General features: G+C 65.6%; 21 protein-coding genes. 5 read left to right on the top strand and 16 right to left on the bottom strand.

Going from position 1 to position 23,160, the window contains the following annotated elements:
* Positions 1 to 95 precede the first annotated feature (95 nt).
* The 4 genes from E1N52_RS28775 to pilM are packed head-to-tail and all read right to left on the bottom strand — an operon-like array spanning position 96 to position 4,244.
* Entirely contained in the window at positions 96 to 1,709 is a 1,614-nt protein-coding gene (locus tag E1N52_RS28775) for a type IV pilus secretin PilQ (RefSeq protein ID WP_133186272.1), read from the bottom strand.
* Positions 1,706 to 2,581, bottom strand: a complete 876-nt coding sequence (locus E1N52_RS28780) for a hypothetical protein (protein WP_133186274.1) — start codon at positions 2,579 to 2,581, stop codon at positions 1,706 to 1,708. The genes E1N52_RS28775 and E1N52_RS28780 overlap by 4 nt, the downstream gene beginning before the upstream one ends.
* Positions 2,578 to 3,267 carry a PilN domain-containing protein gene (locus E1N52_RS28785; RefSeq protein WP_133186276.1) on the bottom strand — a complete coding sequence of 230 codons (690 nt, stop codon included), beginning with the start codon at positions 3,265 to 3,267 and terminating at the stop codon, positions 2,578 to 2,580. Before E1N52_RS28785 ends, E1N52_RS28780 begins: the two co-directional genes overlap by 4 nt.
* Complete coding sequence (gene pilM, locus E1N52_RS28790) at positions 3,264 to 4,244, bottom strand: type IV pilus biogenesis protein PilM (RefSeq protein WP_133186278.1); 981 nt, start codon at positions 4,242 to 4,244, stop codon at positions 3,264 to 3,266. Before pilM ends, E1N52_RS28785 begins: the two co-directional genes overlap by 4 nt.
* A 276-nt stretch (positions 4,245 to 4,520) precedes the next feature.
* On the opposite strand from pilM, the gene E1N52_RS28795 reads away from it, so the two are divergent.
* Positions 4,521 to 6,956 (top strand): penicillin-binding protein 1A, encoded by a 2,436-nt coding sequence (locus tag E1N52_RS28795; protein ID WP_133186280.1) that lies wholly within the window; start codon positions 4,521 to 4,523, stop codon positions 6,954 to 6,956.
* Between the two features lie 84 nt (positions 6,957 to 7,040).
* Here E1N52_RS28795 and cyaY read toward each other — a convergent pair whose 3' ends face one another.
* Positions 7,041 to 7,358, bottom strand: a complete 318-nt coding sequence (gene cyaY, locus E1N52_RS28800; RefSeq protein WP_028206540.1) for an iron donor protein CyaY — start codon at positions 7,356 to 7,358, stop codon at positions 7,041 to 7,043.
* Between the two features lie 35 nt (positions 7,359 to 7,393).
* On the opposite strand from cyaY, the gene lptM reads away from it, so the two are divergent.
* Together lptM and lysA are read left to right on the top strand one after the other, a co-directional pair.
* The gene (gene lptM / locus E1N52_RS28805; protein ID WP_133186282.1) at positions 7,394 to 7,753 is read left to right on the top strand and encodes an LPS translocon maturation chaperone LptM; all 360 of its coding nucleotides are present in this window, start codon (positions 7,394 to 7,396) and stop codon (positions 7,751 to 7,753) included.
* A gap of 9 nt (positions 7,754 to 7,762) precedes the next feature.
* Positions 7,763 to 9,034: a diaminopimelate decarboxylase gene (lysA, locus tag E1N52_RS28810; protein ID WP_133186284.1), complete on the top strand. Its 1,272-nt coding sequence runs from the start codon at positions 7,763 to 7,765 to the stop codon at positions 9,032 to 9,034.
* Positions 9,035 to 9,107: 73 nt separating this feature from the next.
* Here the strand turns inward: lysA and msrQ are convergent, their stop codons facing one another.
* The 5 genes from msrQ to E1N52_RS28835 form a co-directional block, all read right to left on the bottom strand.
* Positions 9,108 to 9,827, bottom strand: coding sequence for a protein-methionine-sulfoxide reductase heme-binding subunit MsrQ (gene msrQ, locus E1N52_RS28815; RefSeq protein ID WP_133186286.1), 720 nt, complete (start codon positions 9,825 to 9,827; stop codon positions 9,108 to 9,110).
* Positions 9,828 to 9,839: 12 nt separating this feature from the next.
* Positions 9,840 to 10,841 carry a protein-methionine-sulfoxide reductase catalytic subunit MsrP gene (gene msrP / locus E1N52_RS28820; protein ID WP_133186288.1) on the bottom strand — a complete coding sequence of 334 codons (1,002 nt, stop codon included), beginning with the start codon at positions 10,839 to 10,841 and terminating at the stop codon, positions 9,840 to 9,842.
* A 206-nt stretch (positions 10,842 to 11,047) separates the two neighbouring features.
* Complete coding sequence (ccsB, locus tag E1N52_RS28825; protein WP_133186290.1) at positions 11,048 to 12,292, bottom strand: c-type cytochrome biogenesis protein CcsB; 1,245 nt, start codon at positions 12,290 to 12,292, stop codon at positions 11,048 to 11,050.
* A gap of 46 nt (positions 12,293 to 12,338) precedes the next feature.
* Entirely contained in the window at positions 12,339 to 14,576 is a 2,238-nt protein-coding gene (locus E1N52_RS28830; protein WP_133186292.1) for a cytochrome c biogenesis protein ResB, read from the bottom strand.
* Positions 14,577 to 14,740: 164 nt separating this feature from the next.
* Positions 14,741 to 15,415, bottom strand: a complete 675-nt coding sequence (locus E1N52_RS28835) for a c-type cytochrome (RefSeq protein WP_133186294.1) — start codon at positions 15,413 to 15,415, stop codon at positions 14,741 to 14,743.
* A gap of 238 nt (positions 15,416 to 15,653) precedes the next feature.
* On the opposite strand from E1N52_RS28835, the gene yihA reads away from it, so the two are divergent.
* Together yihA and hemB are read left to right on the top strand one after the other, a co-directional pair.
* Positions 15,654 to 16,301 carry a ribosome biogenesis GTP-binding protein YihA/YsxC gene (gene yihA, locus E1N52_RS28840; protein WP_133186296.1) on the top strand — a complete coding sequence of 216 codons (648 nt, stop codon included), beginning with the start codon at positions 15,654 to 15,656 and terminating at the stop codon, positions 16,299 to 16,301.
* A 407-nt stretch (positions 16,302 to 16,708) separates the two neighbouring features.
* Positions 16,709 to 17,707: a porphobilinogen synthase gene (gene hemB, locus E1N52_RS28845; protein ID WP_028206531.1), complete on the top strand. Its 999-nt coding sequence runs from the start codon at positions 16,709 to 16,711 to the stop codon at positions 17,705 to 17,707.
* A 104-nt stretch (positions 17,708 to 17,811) separates the two neighbouring features.
* On the opposite strand, the gene dsbD is transcribed toward hemB, so the two are convergent.
* The 6 genes from dsbD to rpsK form a co-directional block, all read right to left on the bottom strand.
* Positions 17,812 to 19,779, bottom strand: a complete 1,968-nt coding sequence (dsbD, locus tag E1N52_RS28850; RefSeq protein WP_133186298.1) for a protein-disulfide reductase DsbD — start codon at positions 19,777 to 19,779, stop codon at positions 17,812 to 17,814.
* A complete protein-coding gene (gene cutA / locus E1N52_RS28855) occupies positions 19,772 to 20,083 on the bottom strand; it encodes a divalent-cation tolerance protein CutA (protein ID WP_133186312.1) in 312 nt (103 codons plus the stop codon). Before cutA ends, dsbD begins: the two co-directional genes overlap by 8 nt.
* 251 nt (positions 20,084 to 20,334) lie before the next feature.
* On the bottom strand, positions 20,335 to 20,727 hold the full coding sequence (rplQ, locus tag E1N52_RS28860) for a 50S ribosomal protein L17 (protein WP_027797304.1): 393 nt from the start codon (positions 20,725 to 20,727) through the stop codon (positions 20,335 to 20,337).
* A 128-nt stretch (positions 20,728 to 20,855) separates the two neighbouring features.
* Complete coding sequence (locus E1N52_RS28865; protein WP_133186300.1) at positions 20,856 to 21,833, bottom strand: DNA-directed RNA polymerase subunit alpha; 978 nt, start codon at positions 21,831 to 21,833, stop codon at positions 20,856 to 20,858.
* A gap of 124 nt (positions 21,834 to 21,957) precedes the next feature.
* Positions 21,958 to 22,581, bottom strand: a complete 624-nt coding sequence (gene rpsD / locus E1N52_RS28870) for a 30S ribosomal protein S4 (RefSeq protein WP_133186302.1) — start codon at positions 22,579 to 22,581, stop codon at positions 21,958 to 21,960.
* Between the two features lie 163 nt (positions 22,582 to 22,744).
* A complete protein-coding gene (gene rpsK, locus E1N52_RS28875; RefSeq protein ID WP_006052224.1) occupies positions 22,745 to 23,149 on the bottom strand; it encodes a 30S ribosomal protein S11 in 405 nt (134 codons plus the stop codon).
* Positions 23,150 to 23,160: the final 11 nt, after the last annotated feature.

Consider the following 23,160-nt stretch of genomic DNA (forward strand, 5'->3'; position numbering starts at 1 on the left):
CAAAGCAGCGGCATTGTCGAGCCTGGGGCCCCATTGTTCCGGCCCCGCAAGCACGCGGCTGCGCGCTTGCAGCCAGCTTACCCGATCAATCAGGGTCAATTCGGCTCCACGACGCGCGGCGTGATGAAAACCACCAGCTCGCTGCGCTGATCGCGGTGCGCGCGATGCGAAAAAAGCGCGCCCAGAACCGGTATTTTGCCCAGGAGTGGCACTCGCGTCACATCATCGCGGTCATCCGTCGCGTCGATGCCGCCGATCGAGACCGTACCGCCGTCCTCGATTTCGACGCGCGTCTGCACGTGTTTGGTGTTGATCGCAGGCCCGGCGGCCGTTTGCTCGCCGACACTGTCCTTCGCCACATCGAGGTCAAGTATCACACGGCCATCGGGTGTGATCTGCGGCTCGACTTCGAGTTTCAGGCTTGCGCGCCGGAACTGCACGCCCGAAACGCCCTGCCCGACCTTGGCCTGATAAGGCAGCTCGGTGCCCTGCTCGACCACGGCTTTCGTGCGGTCGGCAGTGACGACGCGCGGACTCGACACCACGCGCCCGCGCCCTTCGGCCTCGAGCGCGCTCAACTGGATGTCGAGCAGGCGCGTTGCGCGGGCGGCCAGCAGCGTCAGCCCAAGGCCCGCGGCCTCGAAGCCGGAGATCGGGCCCGCTGCGAGGTTGTACACCGTTCCGTCCGCTCCCGTGGTCAGGCCCCGGTGCATCGTTGCATCCCCACTTACCGGCGTCACGCCAAGACGCACGCCCAGTTCGCGCGACAGCCCCTCGTCTCCTTCGACGATGCGCGCCTCGATCAGCACCTGACGCGCGGGCGCGTCGAGCCGCCACACGAGTTCGCCGATCTGGTCGAGTCGCGCCGGCAGGTCGGTGACGAAGAGGAGGTTCGTGCGCGCGTCCGCCACCGCCGTGCCGCGCTTCGAAAGTGCGCGCTGTGTCCCCGAGCCGGTCAGGAACCGGCGCAAATCCTCGGCGCGCGCGTAATGCAACTCGAACGAGCGGCTGGCAAGCGGCTCCAGCTCCACAGCCCGAGCGTGCGCCTCGTAACGCTGCCGCTCGCGTGCCGCCACCTCCGCGGCGGGCGCGACCCAGATCACGTCGCCGATGCGTGACATCGCAAGACCGTTTGCCTCCAGCAACAGATCGAACGCGGTACGCCACGGCACGCGGTCAAGGCGCAACGTCACCTGGCCACGAGCACGTTCGCTTGCAACGATGTTGAGCTTCGTGAACTGAGCGAACGCGTGCAGGACGGCCGTGAGTTCAGCGCGCTGGAAGTTGAGCGTGATCGGCCGGTCGGGCGGCAACCCGTCGTTTGCTGCCGCGGCGTCGCCAAGGCGCATCGGCGCGCGCATCGGTACGGGCGGCCCTTCGAGCGGCCCGGCCGCTGACGCGTCGCCGCCGGGTTCGCGCGAGGGTTGGGCAGCACGTTGTGACATGCCAGCGTCGCCGTCCGCGAGTGCCTGCGAAACGTCTTCGGGCATCGGGGCATCGCTGCCTCCCACGAACGGATTGTCAACCCACTGATTCGCTGCGGGCTCCCCCGCCCCGTTGGGCAACGGCGCCACTTCGTAGCGCTCGAGCGCCACTGGCGAACGTGCCCACACAGGTTGAGGCGGCGGCACCGCGCCCCACGCGGCGCACGCGGCAGCGCTCGCCATCGACGCGCCGAGGACAGCAACGCTCCACTTGAACGCGCTCATTTCACTGTCTCCGTCCAGCCGAGCGCGCGCGTCGTCCCACCCGCAGCGACGACGACCCGCGCCGGCCCGATTTCCAGCACGCGAGCATCGCCGATCGACTCGCCCGCCTGCGCGGTCACGACGCCCGTGGGCGTTTCCACTAGCGCGACGATGCGCTGCCGATCCTGGAGGATGCCGGCAAGGCGCCACCCGGCTTCCGCGCTCCCGGCGGAAGCCGCGTGAGTGAAGGGATCGCGAGACTCTGCTGAGGCTGACGCCACCGCCAGCGGCACAGCGGGAAGCGCATCGTACGCATGCAGCGTTGCCGAGACTGACGAACCGGTTCCCATCCGCCGGATTGCAAGCTCGGATGCCACCGTCAGCGCCGGCTCGCGCGCCAGCCCTTCGAGCAATCCGCGCAATTGCGCGAAGTTGCCTTGTGCGGTGAGCTTGATCGAGCGGAACGCCTCGGCTTGCGCGCCGCCCGCGGCGCCCGGCTCCAGCGCACGCAGCACGAGGCCCGATTGCGCGGCGAGTTGCGAGATGCGGTGAATGTCGTCGGCGGAATTGCCAGCACGCAGCGCACGCGAAGGCGTTCGCGCTGCAGCCTCGCGCAGCGCGGGCAGGCGCTCCAGTGCTTGCCGGGCGTCGCTGTTGCGCTTTTGAGCGGCTTCCAGCGCAGCGCGTGCTGCATGCACATCAAGCGGATCCCCGACGATACAGGCGCCGCTTGCGCCGGCGAAAGCCAGCACGGCAATCGTCGACGCGACAGCCCGGCGGCGACGCGTGCTCCACGCGTGAAGCGGCGGCCATCCGCGCAATGCGATGCTCGCGCCTGACCGAGCCGAAACGAGCGTCCGCTCGTGTCCAACGTGCGCTGGCATCGTGCTCATGTCGCCTCCTTCGCGGCGGCGCCGCTCGACGCTCGCGACGCCTCGCGCGCTCGCGGTGCGCCGGCCCGCGGCACTTTGCTCGCGCCTTGCCAGATGAGATGAGCCGCCACGCGAATCGGTTCGCCGTCTGAGGCACGCTCGCGTGCAGCGCTGGCCGGCGCGGCGCGCCTGAGTTCGGGCACACTCACGGCCTCGACATCGGGCAGCGCGCGCAGCCGTCCGAGCCAGGCCGCTGCCGCCGCTTCGTCCGCCGCGCTCGCCTGCAGATCGGTTTCATCGGCGGACTGCGTGAGCTGCTGCAAGCCGACGCCCGGCGGAACGCCGCTCGCCAACGCGTCTGCGAGGGCGAAAAAGCGCGCCGTCGCCCGCGCGTGCTGTCGCGCGAGTCGATCGCCGACGCGGCGCGCTTCGCTCTCCCGCGTGAGGCGCTCCGCCTCGGCGAGCGGTGCGCGCCACTGCGCCAGCGGCCGTTCCAGCGCTTCGCGCCGAGCCTCGAGCGCGCTGCATTCGACGTGCTGCCAAAGCACGACACCAAGCGCACAGAAGCACCCGCCAAGCACCGCGGCGCCCCATTCAAGCAGACGCCAGCAGCGCCGCCTGCGGATCTCGCGCCGCCGCCACGGCAGCAGATTGAATCCGCCGACAGCCCGGCGCGGAAACACCCGCACGGCGCGCGCGAGCGTCATTCCGCCACCCCGCGCAGCGCAAGTCCGAACGCCACCGCGCACGCCGGATCATGCAAAAGCGTCGGCGTGAGCGGCCATTCGATGTCGGCCAGCGGTCCACATTCGAAGGGCAGCACTGGTGCGCCCAGTGCGTCGCCGATATCGGCCAGCGTGAAGTTCACGCCGCGCAGCATGGCAAGCTCGCCCGAGACCTGCACGCAGCCGGCCTGCTCGCCGTCGACGAGGTCGCGCAGCGCCTCCACGAGATCGGCATGTTCGAGCGCGGGAAAGCGCGTGTGCCGGATGACCGCGTCGTCGACGAGCAACCAGCCGTATACGCCCTCCGGCCCGACCCAGATCGCCACCCAGGGTTCGTGCGGCGGCAGCTCGTACACCGCCGCGTGCCGCATGGCGCGTAACGCGGCGTGCGCCTCGTTGTCCACAGCGCACAGCGTGATGCCTGCCATTGCCGCGCATTCGATGCGCGCTTCGAGGTGCTGCCGCGCCGTCGCCGCGATCGTCACCTGCGCTTCGTGGCTGCGTGGCGTGGCCGGCAGCACGTCCCAGTCGACCGCAAGCTCGCCGCGCTCCACACCCGCGACGCGCTCCGCCTCCGCCAGCACGAGCGGCTCGAGCGCCGCGTGAATACCCGATTCGTCCGTTGCGCCCGCGGGCGCCAGACGCGCAAGCGGCACGGTCGCGACGAGCGTCGCGCTCGTGGGCAGCGCCATTGCACAACGCAGCGACGCCGCGGCGCTGGCGCGCGGCAGCTCGCCAAACACGCTGCGAAGCGCGGCGACGATGGCCGCCCGGTCGACGATCTCCGCGCCTGCGAGCGCCTCGCGCGCGAGCGGCGCGGCCGCCAGCCATTCGAGGCGGACCGGCCCCGCCCCGACAATGCGCCGGCTTAACACCGCGAGCGTGACCCCGCGCGCACTTAAATCCACACCCGCGGCAAAGCGGCGTGCGCCCAACAACAGCGGATTCCCGAAACCCATCGCATCCCTCCCGTAAGTCCACGCGCCGCAAACCGTTCGCAGCGCCACGATGGGGAAATTGTGCGAACCGGGGCGGCGCGCGAATATTCGGCCGAACTGCCAACGGTCGGTGCAAGCGCTATCCACGCGCGAAGGGCGCGTCTACAGTGCGAATATCAACAGAAGCGTCGACAAAAACAGCGGGTTGCGTGCTCGCCCCTGCCGCCAATGTAAGCATCTCGAAAGCCCGCGAGCGAGCGGCGGCTATAATCGCGGGACTGTTTTTCTGGTGTTCGTATGCAAGATCAGCTTCCTTCGTCCGTCCCGCCTTCCACGCCGCCCGAGCCGCCCCGGCGGCGCAAGCGCCCGTGGTGGGCCACGCTGCTGATCGCCTTTTTCGGCCTCATCTTCGCCGGCGTGGTGTGTGTGGCGCTGGTGCTCGGCTACGCGCTCGTCGTGGCGACGCCCAACCTGCCGTCGCTTGAGGCGCTCACCGACTATCGCCCGAAGGTGCCGCTGCGTATCTATACGCGCGACCACGTGCTGATCGGCGAGTTCGGCGAGGAGCGGCGCGACATCGTCCATTTCAAGGACGTGCCCGACAACCTGAAGAAGGCGATTCTCGCCATCGAAGACGCGCGCTTCTACGATCACGGTGGCGTCGATCTCGCCGGCATCGCGCGCGCGGGTTTCGTCGCGCTCACCAATGGCCACGCCACCCAGGGTGCCAGCACCATCACCATGCAGGTGGCGCGCAACTTTTTCCTTTCGAGCGAAAAGACCTACACGCGCAAGATTTACGAGATGCTGCTCGCCTACAAGATCGAGTCGAAGCTCTCGAAGGATCAGATTCTCGAGGTGTACATGAATCAGATCTATCTGGGCCAGCGCGCGTATGGCTTCGCGAGCGCCGCGCGCGTGTACTTCGGCAAGGATCTGAAAGACCTCACGCTCGCCGAGTGCGCAATGCTGGCCGGGCTGCCCAAGGCGCCGTCGGCCTACAACCCGGTCGTCAATCCGAAGCGAGCGAAGGTGCGCCAGGAGTACATTCTCCAGCGCATGCTCGAGCTGCACTACATCACCCAGCAGCAATACGACGAGGCCGCGGCGCAACCGCTCGTCGTCAAGAGCGCGGGCAAGGAATTCAGCGTCCACGCCGAGTACGTCGCGGAAATGGTGCGTCAGATGATGTACGCGCAGTACCACGAGGAGGCGTATACGCGCGGACTGAACGTCGTCACCACCATCGACTCCGCCGATCAGGACGTCGCCTATCGCGCGCTGCGCAAGGGGCTGATGGACTACGAGCGCCGCCACGGCTATCGCGGGCCCGAGGCGTTCATCGACCTGCCGACCGACAACGACGAACGCGAGCAGGCCATCGACGACGCGCTCGTCGAGCACCCCGACAACGGCGAACTCGTGGCGGCGGTCGTGACGGCGGCAAGCCCGAAGGAAGTGCGGGTCACGTTCATGGACGGCAACACCACGAGCATCACCGGCGACGGGCTGCGCTTCGCGCAGTTCGCGCTCTCCGCGCGCGCGCAGCCGTCGCAGAAAATCCGGCCGGGCGCAATCATCCGGCTGGCGCGCAACAACGCAGGCGACTGGTCAATCACGCAGCTGCCGCAAATCGAAGGCGCGTTCATCTCGATCGTGCCGCAGGACGGCGCGATCCGCGCGCTCGTGGGTGGCTTCGACTTCAACAAGAACAAGTTCAACCACGTCACCCAGGCGTGGCGTCAGCCGGGTTCGAGCTTCAAGCCGTTCATCTACTCGGCGTCGCTCGACAAGGGGCTCGGGCCGGCGACCGTCATCAACGACGCGCCGCTCTTCTTCAGCGCCGCCGAAACGGGCGGCCAGCCGTGGGAGCCGAAGAACTACGGCGGCGGCTTCGACGGCCCGATGAGCATGCGTACGGCGCTCATGAAGTCGAAGAACCTCGTGTCGATCCGTATCCTCAATCACATCGGCACGAAGTACGCGCAGCAGTACATCACGCACTTCGGCTTCGACGCCGACCGGCATCCCGCCTACCTGCCGATGGCGCTCGGCGCGGGTCTCGTCACGCCCCTGCAGATGGCGGCCGGCTACTCGGTGTTCGCCAACGGCGGGTATCGCGTGAATCCGTACCTGATCGCCGAGGTCACCGACCAGCGCGGCATGGTGGTCGCCCAGGCGCAGCCGCTCGTGGCCGAGCAGAACGCGCCGCGCGCCATCGACCCGCGCAACGCGTACATCATGAACAGCCTCTTGCAGAGCGTCGCGCAGCGCGGCACGGGCGCGAAGTCGAACGTCCTCAAGCGCACCGACCTGGGCGGCAAGACCGGCACGACCAACGACTCGCGCGACGCCTGGTTCGCGGGCTATCAGCACACGCTGGCCGCAATCGCCTGGATCGGCTATGACAATCCGCGCAGCCTCGGCGACAAGGAGACGGGCGGCGGTCTCGCGCTGCCGGTCTGGATCGACTACATGCAGAAGGCGCTCAGCGGCGTGCCCGAGTACAAGATGGCGATGCCGGACGGCATCGTCACGCTCGGCGACGAGCTCTACTACGCCGACGCCACGCCGGGCCACGGCTTCGTCTCGACGGTGGGCATCAGTCAGGCGGCGCTCGAAGCGTCGGCTAGCGGCGCGTCGGGCGCGGACGACGCGGGCGCCGCGCCCACGCCGGAGCACGTAAATGCGAAAGAGAAGGAAGACATCATGAATCTGTTCCGGGGGCACTGAGGCTCGCCGCGGCAGTGGCAATGAAAAACGGGCGCCAGTTTTCCAACTGGCGCCCGTTCCTTTTGCGAACTCAAGCTTGCGCAGTTACGGCTCGAACCGCACCGGCTCGCCCGCCTGCTCCGTTGCATAGGCCGTGAGCGCCGAGAAGAACTCAGTGCCCGTGCGCGTGTCGCGCCATTCGCCGTCGATGAAGCGATAGTGGAATCCGCCAGCTTTCGCCGCGATCCAGATTTCGCGCATCGGCGGCTGCAAATTCACGATGATCTTCGTGCGATTCTCGAATTCGAGCGTCAGAACGTTGCCGCTGCGCTCCAGTTCGATGTCCGCTTCGGCCTCGTCTACAGCGCGCTCCACGGCCGCCAGCACGGCCTCCGCGCGGCTCAGGTAGTCATTGTCTGGCATGCTAAACTCCACCGGTTATTCATTCAGGGACAATTATGCGTGTCATTTCCTGGACGCGCGCAGCGGCCCCCAGCGCATGGACGCCCCGCGCGATTCTAGCGGCTTTTGCGCTCAGCGCCGTCGCGCTCGCAGGCTGCGGCCAGCGTGGCGCGCTCTACATGCCCACCGTGCCGCCGCTTCCGCCCAAGCCCAATTTCGAAACCGCGCAGCCGGAAACCGGCGCGACGCCTGCAAGCGCGCCCGCGAGTGCTCCCGAGTCGGCTTCGGCACCGGTCGGCATGATTCCGGACACCTCCGGCACGCCGCTCTCGTTGTCCCCGGACACCGACCTCAGCACCACACCCGCGACCACCGGCAGCCCGCAACCGGCTTCCGACGCCACGCCAACCCAGTAAAACGCTCGCATGACCCAGTCCGCTTTTCACCGCGATAACGGCACGCTCTTCGTAGAAGGCGTCTCGGCCGCAGATCTCGCCGCACAGTACGGCACGCCGCTCTATGTGTATTCGCGCGCGGCGCTCACCGCCGCATGGCACGCCTACGCGGACGCCTGTGCCGGCCGCCGCGCCAAGGTGCACGTCGCGGTCAAGGCGAACAGCAACCTCGCCGTGCTCAACGTGTTCGCGCGCGAAGGCGCGGGCTTCGACATCGTTTCGGCAGGCGAGCTCGCCCGCGTGCTCGCGGCAGGCGGTAAAGCGCAGGACGTGGTGTTCTCGGGCGTCGGCAAGACCGCCGGCGAAATGCGCGAGGCGCTCGAAGCGGGCGTGAAGTGCTTCAACGTCGAATCGATTCCCGAACTCGACCGCCTCAACGAGGTGGCGGGCAAGCTCGGCAAGAAGGCGCCGGTTTCGCTGCGCGTGAATCCGGACGTCGATCCGAAAACGCATCCGTACATTTCCACCGGCCTGAAGGCGAACAAGTTCGGCGTGGCATTCGACGAAGCGCGCGCGACCTATCGCGCGGCCGCGGCCATGGCGCACCTGGACGTCGTCGGCATCGACTGCCACATCGGCTCGCAGATCACCGAAATCGCGCCGTATCTCGACGCCATCGACAAGCTGCTCGAACTCGTCGACCAGATCGAAGCCGACGGCGTGAGCATCCGTCACATCGACGTGGGCGGCGGCCTCGGCATCACCTACGACGACGAAACGCCGCCCGATATCGGCGAGTTCGTGCGTACGGTGCTCGACCGCATCGAGGCGTATGGTGCGAAAACGGGCAAGGCGCGCGAGGTCTACTTCGAGCCGGGCCGCTCGCTCGTAGGCAATGCGGGCATCCTGCTCACCACGGTCGAGTTCCTGAAGCCGGGCTCGGAAAAGAACTTCGCGATTGTCGACGCCGCGATGAACGACCTCGCCCGTCCCGCCATGTACGACGCGTATCACGCGATGGAGCCGGTCGTTGCGCGCCAGTCTGCGCCGCAGACCTACGACGTGGTCGGCCCCGTGTGCGAAAGCGGCGACTGGCTGGGCCGCGCACGCTCGCTCGCGATCGAACCGGGCGACGTGCTCGCAATCCGCTCCGCGGGCGCATACGGCTTCGTGATGAGCTCGAACTACAACACGCGTGCGCGCGCCGCCGAGGTGATGGTCGACGGCAAGCGTGTGCATCTCGCGCGCGAGCGCGAAAACGTCGCGCAGTTGTTCGCGAGCGAGCGCGTGCTGCCGGACTGAGTCTTTCGTCTGCTCATGTAAAAAAGCGACGCCAAGGCGTCGCTTTTTATTTGCCTGCCTGCGCGCGCTGCACCTACGCGACGCCCGTACCCGCGCGCGAGGCACGCCAGCGCGCAAGCAGCCACACGGCCACGCGCCAGCCGAGCAGCGCCACCATGATCGCGCCGTAGAGCTTGGGCAGCACGAGGTCGTGCTTGCCCGCCTTCATCCACCAGAAGTGCAGGATCGCCAGCACGCCGATCGCGTAGACGAGCCGATGCAGCGTCTGCCAGCGGCGTCCGAGGCGGCGCGCCATCGCGCGCGTGGACGTCACGGCGAGCGGAATCAGCAGCACGAACGCCGCGAAACCCACCGTAATGAACGGCCGCTTGCCCACGTCCTTGAACATCGCGGCGACGTCGAACCACTTGTCGAACCAGATGTAGGTCGTGAAGTGCAGCGTCGCGTAGAAAAACGCGAAGAGGCCCAGCATGCGCCGAAAGCGGACCAGCGTATTCCAGCCCGTGAGTCGTCGCAGCGGCGTGACCGCAAGCGTGATGCAGAGGAACACCAGCGTCCACAGGCCCGTGGAACGCGTGATGAACTCGATCGGATTCGCACCGAGCCCGTCCGTGAAGCCGAACAGCACGAGGCGCGCAAGCGGATACAACGCGGCGACGAACACCGCCACCTTCGCCCACGGCAGCCAGCGCGGGCCGGTCACACTCCCCGCCTTTCGCGCAGGGCGCGCCTGGCCCGCCCCCACGCGCGCGGCGGCCTGCGGTGTCGTCGTCGATTCCATCTCTCGCTCCATCAAGCTCGTTGCTCAGAAGTTCTTGCGCAGATCCATGCCCTGATACATCGACGCGACGAGGTCGCCGTAGCCGTTGTACATGAGCGTCTTGCGCTTGGGCTGGAAGAAGCCGTCCTCGCCGATGCGCCGCTCCGTGGCCTGGCTCCAGCGCGGGTGATCGACGTTCGGATTCACGTTCGAATAAAAGCCGTATTCGTTCGGCGCGTACTTGTTCCAGCTGGTGGGCGGCTGGTTCTCGACGAAGCGGATCTTCACGAGCGACTTCGCGCTCTTGAAGCCGTACTTCCACGGCACCATCACACGCACGGGCGCGCCGTTCTGGTTCGGCAGCACCTGGCCGTAAAGGCCGACCGTGAGCAGCGTGAGCGGATTCATCGCTTCATCCATGCGCAGGCCTTCGGAATACGGCCAGTCGAGAATCGGCTCGGCGAGGCCCGGCATTTGCGAGGGGTCGGCGAGCGTGATGAACTGCACGTAGCGCGCGTTGCCCGTAGGTTGGGCGCGGCGGATCAGTTCGGAAAGCGAAACACCGATCCACGGCACGACGATCGACCAGCCCTCCACGCAGCGATGCCGGTACACACGCTCTTCGAGCGGCGCGAGCTTGAGGATCTCGTCGATGTCATAGACCTTCGGGTTCTTCACCTCGCCCTCGACGCTGAGCTTCCACGGACGCGGCCGCAGCGTATGCGCGTTTTGAGCCGGATCGCCCTTGTCGGTGCCGAACTCGTAGAAGTTGTTATAGGTCGTGATGTCCTTGTAGGGCGTGACCTTGTCGAGCGCGACGAACTTCGTGTTCGTCTGCGCGGCGAGCTTCTGCGCCTTCGGGTCGCCGGGGGCGTATTCCGCAAACGCCTGCGTTGCACTGAACGGCCCCGCAATGCCGCCGAGCGCAAGCGCGCCCGCAGCCCGCAGAATGCGCCGACGCTGTTCGTACACCTTTTGCGGCGTGATTTCGCTCGCGGGGATGTCGTCACCGTTGAGCAAGATCCTGCTGCTCCGCTTGATCCACATATCGCTGCTCCTGCTTCTTGCGTGGCGTGCGCCGCCAGCACATTGATCGTATCTCGACCCGTCCTGCCGTGCTGTGCACGACGTGGATCGACTGGATGACCTCAAGCGGGCAAACGCGCAATTCGCAGAAAACTTCCCGGCGGACGAAAAAAAACCGTCGGAGCGCGAGGCATCCGACGGTTAGTTCGTCTTGCGGGCCGATTCGGTTACAGCTTGCCGTAGCTATGCAGGCCCGAAAGGAACATGTTCACGCCAAGGAACGCGAAGGTCGTGACGAGCAGCCCGGTGAGCGCCCACCAGGCCGCCACGCCGCCTCGCAGGCCCTTCATGAGGCGCATATGCAGCCAGGCCGCGTAGTTGAGCCACACGATCAGCGCCCAGGTTTCCTTCGGGTCCCAGCTCCAGTAGCCGCCCCAGGCCTGCGCGGCCCAAAGCGCACCGAGAATGGTCGCGATGGTAAAGAACGCGAAACCCACGGCGATCGACTTGTACATGACGTCGTCGAGCACCTCGAGCGCGGGCAGGCGGTCCGCCAGCACGCCCCGCTCCTTCATGATGTACGCCACGCCCACCATCGCCGAAAGCGCGAAGCTTCCGTAGCCGATGAAGTTCGCCGGCACGTGGATCTTCATCCACCAGCTCTGCAGCGCGGGCACGAGCGGCTGGATCTGCTGCGCGTCACGCGAGATCGAGTACCACATCAGGAAGCCCACGGCCGCGCTGATCACGAGCAGCACGAACGCGCCGAGCGCACGCGTGTTGTAGTGCCTTTCGTAATACAGATAGAAGAGCGCGGTGATGAGGCTGAACAGCACGAACACTTCATAGAGGTTCGAGATGGGAATGTGCCCGACGTCCGCGCCGATGAGGTAGGACTCGTACCAGCGCACCATCAGGCCGACGAAGCCCATGAGCACCGCCGCCCAGGTCAGCTTCGAGCCGATCGAGCCGCCCGAGGGCGAGCGCGAGAGCAGCCCAATCCAGTAGAACAGCGTGGCGAGCACGAACAGCGCGCTCATCCACAGAATGGCCGACTGGCTGGAGAGGAAATACTTGAGGAAGAAGGCCTGGTCCGCGCGCGCGAGATCGCCCTGGTAGATCTGGATCGCGAAAATCGCGAGCACCGCGATACCGGCCATGAGCAGCCGCGCCGGCTTCCAGCGCCAGCCCAGTACGACGAGCGCCGGCGTCGTGCCGCAGAGCACCAGCTTGTCGTAGTAGTTCATGTGCGCGTGGTAGCGCGAGAGCGCGAAGCCCGCGCCCGCCACGAGCGCCAGCGCGAACAGCCAGTCGACCACCGTCAGGCGGCGCAGGAAGGGGCGTTCGTCGAACAGCACGTCGGCGAGGGGATCGCGGGCAGTCGCGGCGCCGTGCGCCGCAGCGGCATTGACCACCAGCGCACGTTCGGCGCGGCGAGCCTTCGCGGAGGAGGAAACCTGAGACAAGTCCATGGGCTTACCGATGTTGATCGTGGGTGGCTGTAATCACGTGCGCCGATCAGGGCGCACGGTCCGTGCCGCTGCCGTTCGTGTCGCCCGCATCGTTCGTGGCGCCCGTTTGCGGCGCCGTGCCTAGCGCACGGCCGACCGCGTCGCGGGTACGGGCGAACTCCTTCTCGAAGTCGAGGGTACGGCGGGCGGTCGACATCGCCATGATGACGTCGACGCCGTGGTCCTGACCGTCCTGACCTTTCCGGTCCTTCAGCCAGAACCACAGACGCCGCTCACGCACGTAGAACATCGAGAAGATGCCGAGCACGAGCAACAGGCTGCCAAGATACACGACTTTCTTGCCCGGCGCGCGCGTCAACTGAAATACCGAAGCTTGCACCTGCTTGAATGAATCGAGCTGTAGATAGACAGGAGATCCATACAGGAAGCTGTCGGAAATCGCGTTGATCGAGTCCTGTACGAAGCGCGCGGCGTCGGCATCGGGCCTCAGGTCGGGCTCGCCGGCCTGCTCGCGCGCGAGCTGCCAGAGATCCCATGTCGCACCTTCCAGCATGCGCAGAAGGAGGCTCGCGGCCTTTTCCTGCTGCTCCTTCGGCACCGACTTGTCGATGAATGCCGCCACAGCCTGGAAGCCGCCAGCGGCGCCAGCAGCCCCTGTAGCGCCTGCCTGCGGGGCGTCCGAGCCCGCGAAAAGGGTCAAGACGCGTTCCGCGCTGTCCTCGAGATGCTGCTGCAACTCGCGGTTCGAAGCGGGGACCGAGCGCGCGGCGAAACGCTTCGCGGCCTGCGCGCGCAACGCGGGGTCCTCGAAGGCCGCGCGCAGCAGCATCCACTCCTTCGGCGTGCCGCCGGTGTCGGCGGGAATACGCAGGTAGCGGAACGGATCGTCGGGATTCTCGCGCATGCCCGCGAGGAACATGCGATCGCCACCGCCCACGTCCACAGGCAGCATGTAGTTGTTGTACTCGCGCGCCTGGCCGTCCTTGTCGCGCACCTTGTACTGCACCGACGGGCCGACGTTATGCAGGTCGAGCGGCTTCGAGCTCTTCGCACCGGAGCCGAGGCGCTCGTCGAACGCTTCCTTGAGCGACTGGTGCGCCACGCCGCGCGCGTCGTTCGCGCCGCTGCCATTCGAGATGTTCTCGACGTTGATCGCGCGGAAGTCGGCGAATTCGATCGTCTGCCCATCCACGCCCGGCACCGCCTGGCCAGCGGGCACCGCGAGCGGCGCCGAATTGCCGATCGTGCCGCCGAACGGGAAGCTCTTCGCGCTTGCGCCGGACATGGGCCACGCGGTCATCGACATCTGCGAGCCGCCGTCCTGGAAGCTCGACTGGTAGATCGAGACGCCGTCGTACTCGAACGGCTCGTTCACCTCGATGCGCGCCGGAACGCGCTGGCCCGTCTTGTGGTCGATCACGACGATGTCGCTCGCGAACAGCTTGGGCATGCCGGTCGAGTAGTAGTCGACGATGAACTTGTTGAGCTGGATGGAGAACGGCAGGTCCTGGATCAGCGAGCCGTCGGGCTGGTTGAGGATGGCCGTGGAAACGAACTGGCCCTCGGGCACCCACGCGTAGCCGCGGAACGTCGGGTTCGACTGCGAGAGCCGGTGCTCGGGCGGAATGTCGTTGATGACTGCATTACTGCGGATGGGCGTCTTGTCGAAGAGCCACATCTGGAATTTGATCGGCAGATTGCTGTCGAGCAGGCCGCCGAGGCAGATGATCACGATCGCGAGGTGCGCGAAGATGTAGCCGATCTTCGTGAGCGCACCGCGCTTGGCCGCGATCAGTGTGGCGCCGTCGCTCTCGCGCGTGACGAACCGGTAGCCCATGCGCCCCGTCAGCTTGCTGAGCGTGGCAGCCGTTTGCTCGCGCGTGCCGCCCTCCACCGCGAACTCGCCCTTGTGATGGAACGCGCGCAGGCTGCCTTCGCGGACCTTGTCCTTCCAGCTCTTCATGTCCGCGAGCATCTTCGGCGCGTTGCGGATCACGCACAGCGAGACCGACACCACGAGAAAGCCGAGGATCGTCATGAACCACCACGCGCTGTAGACCGTGTAGAGGCTCAGCGAGCGGAAGATGTCGGCCCAGAAGGGGCCGAACTGATTGACGTAGTTCGGGTACGGGTCGTCCTGCGTGAGCACCGTGCCGATGATGCTCGCAATGGCGAGCACGACGAGCAGCGCAATCGCGAAGCGCATCGAACTGATCAGCTCGACGGCGCTCTTCACCGCCTTCTGGCGAACATTCAACTGCAAACCCTGCGTGGTGACGCTCATTCAAACTCCGCTTTATCGCTCTTGCTGGCTTCTCGCCGATCAGGCGCTACAGCAAAAAAGGGTGCAGGCGCGCCGTCAGCGTGACGACGCCCTCACCCTTTTCTTGTTTTTCGGCCTGCCGCGCGGTGAAACTGCCGATCAAACGTGCGGCAAACCTGCTTCGCTCAATGCAGGCCGGCGGCGTAATCGGCGACGGCCTTGATCTCGTCGTCCGAGAGCCGGTGCGCGATGGTTCGCATCGGATCGTTATTGTTACGCGTGCCCTGCTGGAAAGCATTGAGCTGTGCAACGATATATTCCGACCACTGGCCCGAAAGGCGCGGAAACTGGATCGGAATACCCTGGCCCGTGGGTCCGTGGCACGCTGCACAGGCTGGCACGCCCTTATCGGCGATGCCGCCACGCCAGATCGACTGGCCGAACGGCACGGTCTTCGCGTCGTGCGCGTAGCCGGGTTTGGGTGTCTGAGAGGCGAACCAGGCTGCGACGTTGATCATATCCTGGTCTGACAGCGCGGCAGCGAAGCCGGCCATGATGGGGTTTGCGCGCGCCGCCGGCTTGCCGCCGGGCTGCGGTTTGAAGTCCTTGAGTTGCTTGACGAGATATTCGGCGTGCTGGCCGGCGAGCTTGGGATACGCGCCGCCGCTGCTGTTGCCGTCCGCCGCGTGACAGGCCGCGCACACCTGCGCGGCAATGGCTTGCCCCCGGGCGACGTCGGGCTTGGCCGGCGTTCCCTGATCCGCCGCGCTTGCCTGCCCCGCCATCATGAATAAACTTGCTGTAAGACCTGACGCTATCGCACTCTCGAACACCTTCAAGCACTTGCCCAGTCGATTCATTCGCGCACCTTGTTTCGTCTTGTGGGAATCAGGTTCTGCAATGGACGACAGCGACCGATCTACCTCGAAAGGCCCGCGCTGGCCTCACTGGTATTCAGTAAACCATCGCATTGTACAATAGCGCGCAAGGCAGCACCGCGCCAGTCGGGCCTGCCCCCGATATCCCAGATTCCATCCCGGGCGCTTCCGGGCCCGGCGGGCCACCCGCCGCGTTGTCTCACATTGTGGTCCTTTCTCGATGGCCTTCCTGCTGCACCAAGCCCGCTTCTTCACGACGGTGAACCATCTGCGCGACCTGCCCGCTACGGCGCGGCCCGAGGTCGCGTTCGCCGGCCGTTCGAACGCCGGCAAGTCCACCGCCATCAATCTGCTGTGTAACCAGAAGCGGCTCGCCTTCGCCTCGAAGACGCCGGGCCGCACCCAGCATATCAACTACTTCTCGGTCGGCCCCGCCGACGAACCAGCGGGCTATCTCGTCGACCTGCCCGGCTACGGCTATGCCGAAGTGCCGGCAGCCGCGAAAGCGCACTGGGAGCAGCTGCTTTCGCTCTATCTGCAAACGCGCGCGCAGCTCTCGGGACTTATCCTGATGATGGACGCCCGCCGCCCGCTCACCGACCTCGACCGCCGCATGATCGAGTGGTTTGCACCGACCGGCAAGCCGATCCACGCACTCCTTACGAAGTGCGACAAATTGACGCGTCAGGAAAGCGTGCTCGCGCTGCGCACGACGAACAAGGCGTTCGACGAATACAGCAAGCAAGGCTACGAAGGGAAGCTGAGTGCCCAGCTCTTTTCGGCGCTCAAGCGCGTGGGGCTCGACGAGGCGCACGCCGTGATCGAGAGCTGGATCGTGCCGCAGGAATCCGTCGGCGAAACCGACTAACAACCGTAGTAACGCACCTCGGGCCGGCCGCTTCAGGCAGGCCCTCAGCCGTCTAAAAGCCCACACTGTCGGGCTTTTCACGCGCATTCATCAGATCTTTTCGCAAGGCTCGCGCGGCATTCGCCGCGCTATGTGCGCTAGCGCACACAGGCGACGCTAACGTCAGGCACAGGCGCCCTTTCGGGCTGCGTTGCGGGGCCTTTCTGCGGTGCTTTCGGCGCACATAAAAAAACCCGCCGTGATTTCCGGCGGGTTAAACAGCCTTATCGAAAAACGACAGGCACCCGCTCAGGGAGGAGAAGCGGGGAGCTCGGCGCCAGGCGCCTCGCTCGATCGGTATGATATACCATTGTCCCGAAAAGTTTCCTGCGCTCCGGGACCCATCCCGTTTCAAGATATCCGCCGACATGAGCTTCTATCCGCATCATCGTCCGCGCCGCATGCGACGTGACGATTTCTCGCGCCGTCTGATGCGCGAAAACCTCCTCACCACAAACGACCTGATCTACCCCGTATTCGTCATTGCGGGCAACAACGTGCGCGAAGCCGTGCCGTCGATGCCCGGCGTCGAGCGCGTGTCGATCGATCTGCTGATGGGCGTCGCCGAGCAGTGCGTCGAACTCGGCATTCCGGTGCTTTCGCTCTTCCCCGTCGTCGATCCGGCGCTCAAGACGCCCGATGGCATCGAGGCGACGAATCCCGACGGCGTGATTCCGCGCGCGGTGCGCGAACTGAAGAAGCGTTTCCCCGACCTCGGCGTGCTTTGCGACGTCGCGCTCGACCCGTACACGAGCCACGGCCAGGACGGCGTGCTCGACGAGAACGGCTACGTCATCAACGACGAGACCATCGAGATCCTCGTTGCACAGGCGCGCGCGCAGGCGGAAGCCGGCGTCGATATCGTCGCGCCTTCGGACATGATGGACGGGCGCATCGGTGCGATCCGCGAGATGCTCGAAAGCGAGAACCACATCCACACGCGCATCATGGCGTACTCGGCCAAATACGCTTCGGCGTTCTATGGTCCGTTCCGCGATGCCGTGGGCTCGGCGTCGAATCTGGGCAAGGGCAACAAGATGACCTACCAGATGGACCCGTCGAACTCCGACGAGGCGCTGCGCGAAGTGCGCCTCGACATCGAGGAAGGCGCCGACATGGTGATGGTGAAGCCCGGCATGCCCTACCTCGACATCGTGCGCCGCGTGAAGGACGAATTCCGCTTTCCGACCTACGTGTACCAGGTGAGCGGCGAGTACGCCATGCTCAAGGCAGCCGCGCAAAACGGCTGGCTCGATCACGACAAGGTGATGATGGAATCGCTGCTCGCGTTCAAGCGCGCGGGCGCCGACGGCATCCTCACGTATTTCGCACTCGACGCCGCACGTTTGCTGCGCGCACAGAAGTAAGCGCTGCACGCATCGCATGAAAAAAGGCACGTCCACGGACGTGCCTTTTTGCTTTCGGGGCGATGCGCGATCTCATGCGCGCGCAATGCCGTCCATCAGTCCAATCAGGCCGATGGCGCTGCCGGCGTCTGCGGCGCCGGCGCCGTCACGTGATCGAGGCGCGCGAGGAACCGGTCGGCATTCTCGTAGCCGACCACGCGCAGCACTTCGTGCCCTTGCGTATCGAAGAAGATGATGCCCGGCGGTCCGAAGAGGCCGAAGCGCTTGAGCAGTGCCTGGTCGTCCGAATTATTGGCGGTCACATCGGCGCGCAACAGTCCCAACTCCGCGAGGCGCGCCTGGACGCGCGGGTCGCTGAAGGTGAACTTCTCCATTTCCTTGCAGCTCACGCACCAGTCGGCGTAGAAGTCGAGCATCGACGGCTTGCCCGCGGTCTTCAGCGCCGCGTCGAGTTGCGCGGGCGAGCGCACGGGCGCGAAGACCAACGCGTTCGCTTCGTTGGCGCCGGCGGACTGCGCCGCGCCGGCAGCGGCAACATCGCTCGCGCCACCCACGCGTGCGGCCAGCACCGCGAGCGGACGCAGCGGATCGGTCGAACCCGCCGCAAGACCTACGATCAGCGTCGCGGCCCAGATCGCGAACGCCGCGCCGAGACCACGCCCGAGGCGCCGCCAGACATTGGCCGCGCCCGCGTTCGGCGTGAAAAGCCCAAGCGCGGCGGCCGCAAGCAGCAGCCAGAGGGCGGCGAGCAGCATCTGCGCGGTTGCGCCGAGCACCGGCCAGACGATCCACAGCGCGGCCGCGAGCAGTACGACCCCGAAGAACACCTTTACGCCATCCATCCAGGTGCCCGCACGAGGCAGCAGCGAGCCTGCGCCGAGACCGAGGATCATCAGCGGGACGCCGAGACCCAGGCCCATCGCAAAGAGCGCCGCGCCGCCGAGCACGGCGTTGCCCGTGTGCGCGATGAACGCCAGCACCGCGAAGAGCGGCGCGGTCATGCAAGCGCCCACCACGAGCGCGGATAGCGCGCCCATCACGGCGACGGCGGCGAATTTGCCGCCGGAACGGCCTTGGGTGGCGCGCGAGGCGCCGTCCTGCCAGCGCTGCGGCAGCGCGATGTCGTAGCCGGCGATCAGCGTGACGGCGAACGCGGTGAGGAGCACCGCGAACACGCCCAGCACCCACGGGTTCTGCAGCCATGCGCCAAGGCTCTGGCCGACCAGCGCAGCAGCAATGCCCAGCACCGTGTAGACGAGCGCCATGCCGAGCACGTAGACGAACGAGAGCGCGAAGCCGCGCGAGCGCGTAACGCGCGCGCCCTCGCCGACGATGATCGCAGAGAGGATCGGGATCATCGGGTACGAGCAGGGCAAGAGGCTCAGCACCATGCCGGCCACGAAGTACAGGCCGACCACGGCGAAAAAGCCGCCGCCCTGCAGCAGCGATTGCGCATAGTCGGCGCTCGTGGCGCGTTCGTACCAGGGCTCCTCGGTGTCGCCTGCTGCGCGCGCTGCGCTCGTCTGCGGCTGGGGCACGGGCGTCGAGCTTGCTGCGCCCGGCACGGGGCTCTGGCCAGCCGTCGCGGCCTGTAACGCCGCGCCGCTCACGTGAAACACGTGTTCCGCGGGCGGATAGCAGATACCCGCGTCGGCACAGCCCTGCGATGTCACCGCGAGATCGAACGGACCGCTCGCCTTTTGCACCGGCACGCGGATCGTCAGCTCGCCTCGATAGGTTTCGACGTTCTTCTGGAAGGTCGGATCGAACTTCACGTGGCCGGGCGGGATTTGCGCCTCGCCCAGTTGCGCGGTGCCGTTGCGCGCGGCGAAGGCGAAGCGCTCGCGGTACATGTAGTAGCCGTCGGCGATCTTGAAATGCACGTCGACCATGCCCGGCGCTTCGCTCGCGCTGAACGTGAAGGCCTGGTCGGGCGGCAGGAAGTCGTCGTCGGCGGCTCGCGCGAGCGAAGTGCCGAACAGCATCGGCAGCAGGCAGCAGACGAGCAGGAGAAAGCCGGACAGCGTAGCGTACGGCGCGGCGCGCGAGCGCCGATCGAAACGGTTAGACATGAAGGGTGCGCTGAGTCTCGGCATTGACCCATTGCCCGTAGGCGTTCGACGCCGTGGCTTGCCACGAGAGAATCTCGGGCGTCTCATAGGGATGCTGGGTCTGGATGAACTGTTCGAGCTCGGCCGCGCGGGCGAGGCTCGTCTTGAAGAGCAGCTGGATCTCGTTGCCCGACTCGATGTTGCCCTGCCAGTGATACTGCGAGTGCACGGCGCCCAGGCGCGTCACGCACGCGGCGAGACGCTGCGCGAGCGCCCCGGCGGCGAGCATTTCGGCGGCGGCCTCGTCGGGCACCGTAGTCAGCATCAGGGTCACATTGAGGGTCACGACGAACTCCGGCGTGGTGCCGCGCGTGCGATAGCAAACGCGGGCTTCGGGGCAGAACGTAATCGTACCATCGGCGCCGATCGGCTTCTCTCGTGCACCGTGTGGCAAAAGGGGACTGCAACCGGCAAACACGGCTCGATGCGATTTAATCCGCGCCCGAAAACAAAAAAGCCAGGCTAGGCCTGGCTTTTTCGCATGCCGCTCGATCCGGGGATCAAGCGACGGAAAGCTTATTCCGCTTCCTGGACGTTCTCTTCCGCGACTTCCGGACGGTCGAGCAGTTCGACCAGTGCCATCGGCGCGTTGTCGCCAACACGGAAACCGAACTTCAGGATACGCAGGTAGCCGCCCGGACGGTTCGCGAAACGCGGACCGAGCACGTCGAACAGCTTCGTGACCGAGTCACGATCGCGCAGGCGGTTGAACGCCAGACGACGGTTTGCGAGCGACGGCTTCTTGCCCAGCGTGATGAGGGGCTCGACAACCTTACGGAGTTCCTTCGCCTTCGGCAGCGTCGTCTTGATGACTTCGTGCTCGATGAGCGAGTTGGACATGTTACGGAGCATTGCCAGACGGTGGCTGCTCGTGCGGTTCAGTTTCCGCAGACCATGACGGTGACGCATTTCAATTTCCTTGAAACAAAGTTTTAGTCCAGCTCTTCTATCGCCCTGTAACTAACAAGGCACGGGCCGGTACGTGAAAAAGGCAAGACGCGGATTTTAAAGGAAAATCCGCGTCCGTGCCAGACTTCTTACTTGTCGAGACCAGCCGGCGGCCAGTTTTCGAGCTTCATGCCGAGCGTGAGACCGCGCGAAGCGAGCACTTCCTTGATCTCGTTGAGCGACTTGCGACCCAGGTTCGGGGTCTTGAGCAGCTCGTTCTCGGTGCGCTGGATCAGATCGCCGATGTAGTAGATGTTCTCGGCCTTCAGGCAGTTCGCCGAGCGAACCGTGAGTTCGAGATCGTCCACCGGACGCAGCAGGATCGGGTCGATCTGCGGTGCGCGCGAAGGCGCTTCCGCGGCCGTTTCCGTGCCTTCCAGAGCCGCGAACACCGACAGCTGATCCACGAGGATGCGTGCCGACTGGCGGATCGCTTCCTCAGGCGAGATCACGCCGTTGGTTTCGATGTTCATCACGAGCTTGTCGAGGTCGGTACGCTGTTCGACACGCGCGCTTTCCACGGCGTAGCTCACGCGGCGAACCGGCGAGAACGAAGCGTCCAGCACGATGCGGCCGATGATCTTGGCCGCCTCGTCGCCATAACGGCGCACGTTGCCCGGCACGTAGCCACGGCCCTTTTCGATCTTGATCTGCACGTCGAGCTTGCCGCCCTTCGTCAGATGCGCAACCACGTGATCCGGATTGATGACTTCGCAGTCGTGCGAGAGTTCGATGTCGCCAGCGGTGACAACGCCTTCGCCTTCCTTGCGCAGCGTAACCGTCACTTCGTCACGGTTATGCAGCTTGAACACCACACCCTTCAGGTTCAGCAGCAGGTTGACCACGTCCTCTTGCACACCATCGAGCGTCGAGTATTCGTGCACGACGCCTGCGATCGTCACTTCGGTCGGCGCATAGCCCACCATCGACGACAGCAGCACGCGCCGAAGCGCGTTACCCAAGGTGTGGCCATAGCCGCGTTCGAACGGCTCCATGACTACTTTCGCGTGGTTGTCGCCGAGCGATTCCACAGCGATGATCTTGGGTTTCAACAAACTGGTTTGCATAGGTTTTCCTTTTCAATACCCTCGGCTCGTTACACCGATAAGGCTGAGATGGCAACAACCTGAAAAAAACGGCCGAGGCCGCCTCCTGCGCGAAGCACAGAGGTTACCCCGGCCGTCAATCCGATTACCGCGAATACAATTCGACGATCAGGCTTTCGTTGATGTCGCCAGCGATGTCGCTGCGCTCAGGCATGCCCTTGAACGTGCCTTCGAACTTCTTCGCGTCGACCGACACCCAACCTGCCATGCCGCCTTGCTCTGCGAGCGAGAGGGCTTCGACGATACGCGCCTGCTTCTTCGCCTTTTCGCGAATCGCGACGACGTCGCCAGCCTTCACTTGCATCGACGGGATGTTCGAAACGACGCCGTTCACCGTGAGAGCCTTGTGGCTCACGAGCTGACGCGCTTCAGCGCGGGTCGAAGCGAAGCCCATGCGGTACACGACGTTGTCGAGACGCGATTCGAGCAGTTGCAGCAGGTTTTCGCCGGTGTTGCCCTTGATACGGTCAGCTTCCGCGAAGTAGCGGCGGAACTGGCGCTCGAGCACGCCGTAGATGCGCTTCACTTTCTGCTTTTCGCGAAGCTGCGTGCCGTAGTCGGACGTACGTGCGCCCGAGGTGCGGCCGTGCTGACCCGGCTTGCTGTCGAGCTTGCACTTGTCGGCGAGCGAGCGGCGTGCGCTCTTCAGGAAGAGGTCGGTGCCTTCACGGCGGGACAGCTTGGCCTTCGGGCCGATATAACGTGCCACGTTGCTTTCCTTCGATAATTGATCACGCGAGGGCTAAACGGGAAAACCCGGCCTTCGCGCTAGTCCGGCTCTTTGAACCGAACGGTGGGCTTAGTCAATTCAATAACGCCGAGAGCCTGGGTCGCCGTTTCCGGCGGCTCAGGCGTTCGGCTAAAACGACGCCTTAGATACGGCGGCGCTTCGGCGGACGGCAGCCGTTGTGCGGGACCGGCGTAACGTCGGAGATCGCGGTGATCTTGATGCCAAGACCATGCAGCGCGCGCACCGCCGATTCGCGACCCGGGCCGGGGCCCTTGATACGCACTTCGAGGTTCTTGACGCCGTATTCCATTGCAACACGGCCAGCCGATTCAGCTGCGACCTGAGCTGCGAAGGGCGTCGACTTACGCGAACCCTTGAAGCCCTGACCGCCCGACGTTGCCCAGGCAAGCGCGTTGCCTTGACGGTCGGTGATCGTGATGATCGTGTTGTTGAACGACGCGTGAACGTGAACCACGCCCTCGGCGACGTTCTTCTTAACCTTCTTGCGAACGCGTTGCGCCGCGGAGTTGTTCGAAGCCTTAGCCATTACGTTTTCCT

The organism is Paraburkholderia guartelaensis (assembly GCF_004353905.1).
GTDB classification, from domain to species: Bacteria; Pseudomonadota; Gammaproteobacteria; order Burkholderiales; family Burkholderiaceae; genus Paraburkholderia; species Paraburkholderia guartelaensis.

Bases quoted from the DNA above. Each gene is read 5' to 3' on its own strand.
- E1N52_RS28775 (WP_133186272.1), bottom strand. From the start codon at position 1,709: ATGAGCGCGTTCAAGTGGAGCGTTGCTGTCCTCGGCGCGTCGATGGCG.
- E1N52_RS28780 (WP_133186274.1), bottom strand. From the start codon at position 2,581: ATGAGCACGATGCCAGCGCACGTTGGACACGAGCGGACGCTCGTTTCG.
- E1N52_RS28785 (WP_133186276.1), bottom strand. From the start codon at position 3,267: ATGACGCTCGCGCGCGCCGTGCGGGTGTTTCCGCGCCGGGCTGTCGGC.
- pilM (WP_133186278.1), bottom strand. From the start codon at position 4,244: ATGGGTTTCGGGAATCCGCTGTTGTTGGGCGCACGCCGCTTTGCCGCG.
- E1N52_RS28795 (WP_133186280.1), top strand. From the start codon at position 4,521: ATGCAAGATCAGCTTCCTTCGTCCGTCCCGCCTTCCACGCCGCCCGAG.
- cyaY (WP_028206540.1), bottom strand. From the start codon at position 7,358: ATGCCAGACAATGACTACCTGAGCCGCGCGGAGGCCGTGCTGGCGGCC.
- lptM (WP_133186282.1), top strand. From the start codon at position 7,394: ATGCGTGTCATTTCCTGGACGCGCGCAGCGGCCCCCAGCGCATGGACG.
- lysA (WP_133186284.1), top strand. From the start codon at position 7,763: ATGACCCAGTCCGCTTTTCACCGCGATAACGGCACGCTCTTCGTAGAA.
- msrQ (WP_133186286.1), bottom strand. From the start codon at position 9,827: ATGGAGCGAGAGATGGAATCGACGACGACACCGCAGGCCGCCGCGCGC.
- msrP (WP_133186288.1), bottom strand. From the start codon at position 10,841: ATGTGGATCAAGCGGAGCAGCAGGATCTTGCTCAACGGTGACGACATC.
- ccsB (WP_133186290.1), bottom strand. From the start codon at position 12,292: ATGGACTTGTCTCAGGTTTCCTCCTCCGCGAAGGCTCGCCGCGCCGAA.
- E1N52_RS28830 (WP_133186292.1), bottom strand. From the start codon at position 14,576: ATGAGCGTCACCACGCAGGGTTTGCAGTTGAATGTTCGCCAGAAGGCG.
- E1N52_RS28835 (WP_133186294.1), bottom strand. From the start codon at position 15,415: ATGAATCGACTGGGCAAGTGCTTGAAGGTGTTCGAGAGTGCGATAGCG.
- yihA (WP_133186296.1), top strand. From the start codon at position 15,654: ATGGCCTTCCTGCTGCACCAAGCCCGCTTCTTCACGACGGTGAACCAT.
- hemB (WP_028206531.1), top strand. From the start codon at position 16,709: ATGAGCTTCTATCCGCATCATCGTCCGCGCCGCATGCGACGTGACGAT.
- dsbD (WP_133186298.1), bottom strand. From the start codon at position 19,779: ATGTCTAACCGTTTCGATCGGCGCTCGCGCGCCGCGCCGTACGCTACG.
- cutA (WP_133186312.1), bottom strand. From the start codon at position 20,083: ATGCTGACTACGGTGCCCGACGAGGCCGCCGCCGAAATGCTCGCCGCC.
- rplQ (WP_027797304.1), bottom strand. From the start codon at position 20,727: ATGCGTCACCGTCATGGTCTGCGGAAACTGAACCGCACGAGCAGCCAC.
- E1N52_RS28865 (WP_133186300.1), bottom strand. From the start codon at position 21,833: ATGCAAACCAGTTTGTTGAAACCCAAGATCATCGCTGTGGAATCGCTC.
- rpsK (WP_006052224.1), bottom strand. From the start codon at position 23,149: ATGGCTAAGGCTTCGAACAACTCCGCGGCGCAACGCGTTCGCAAGAAG.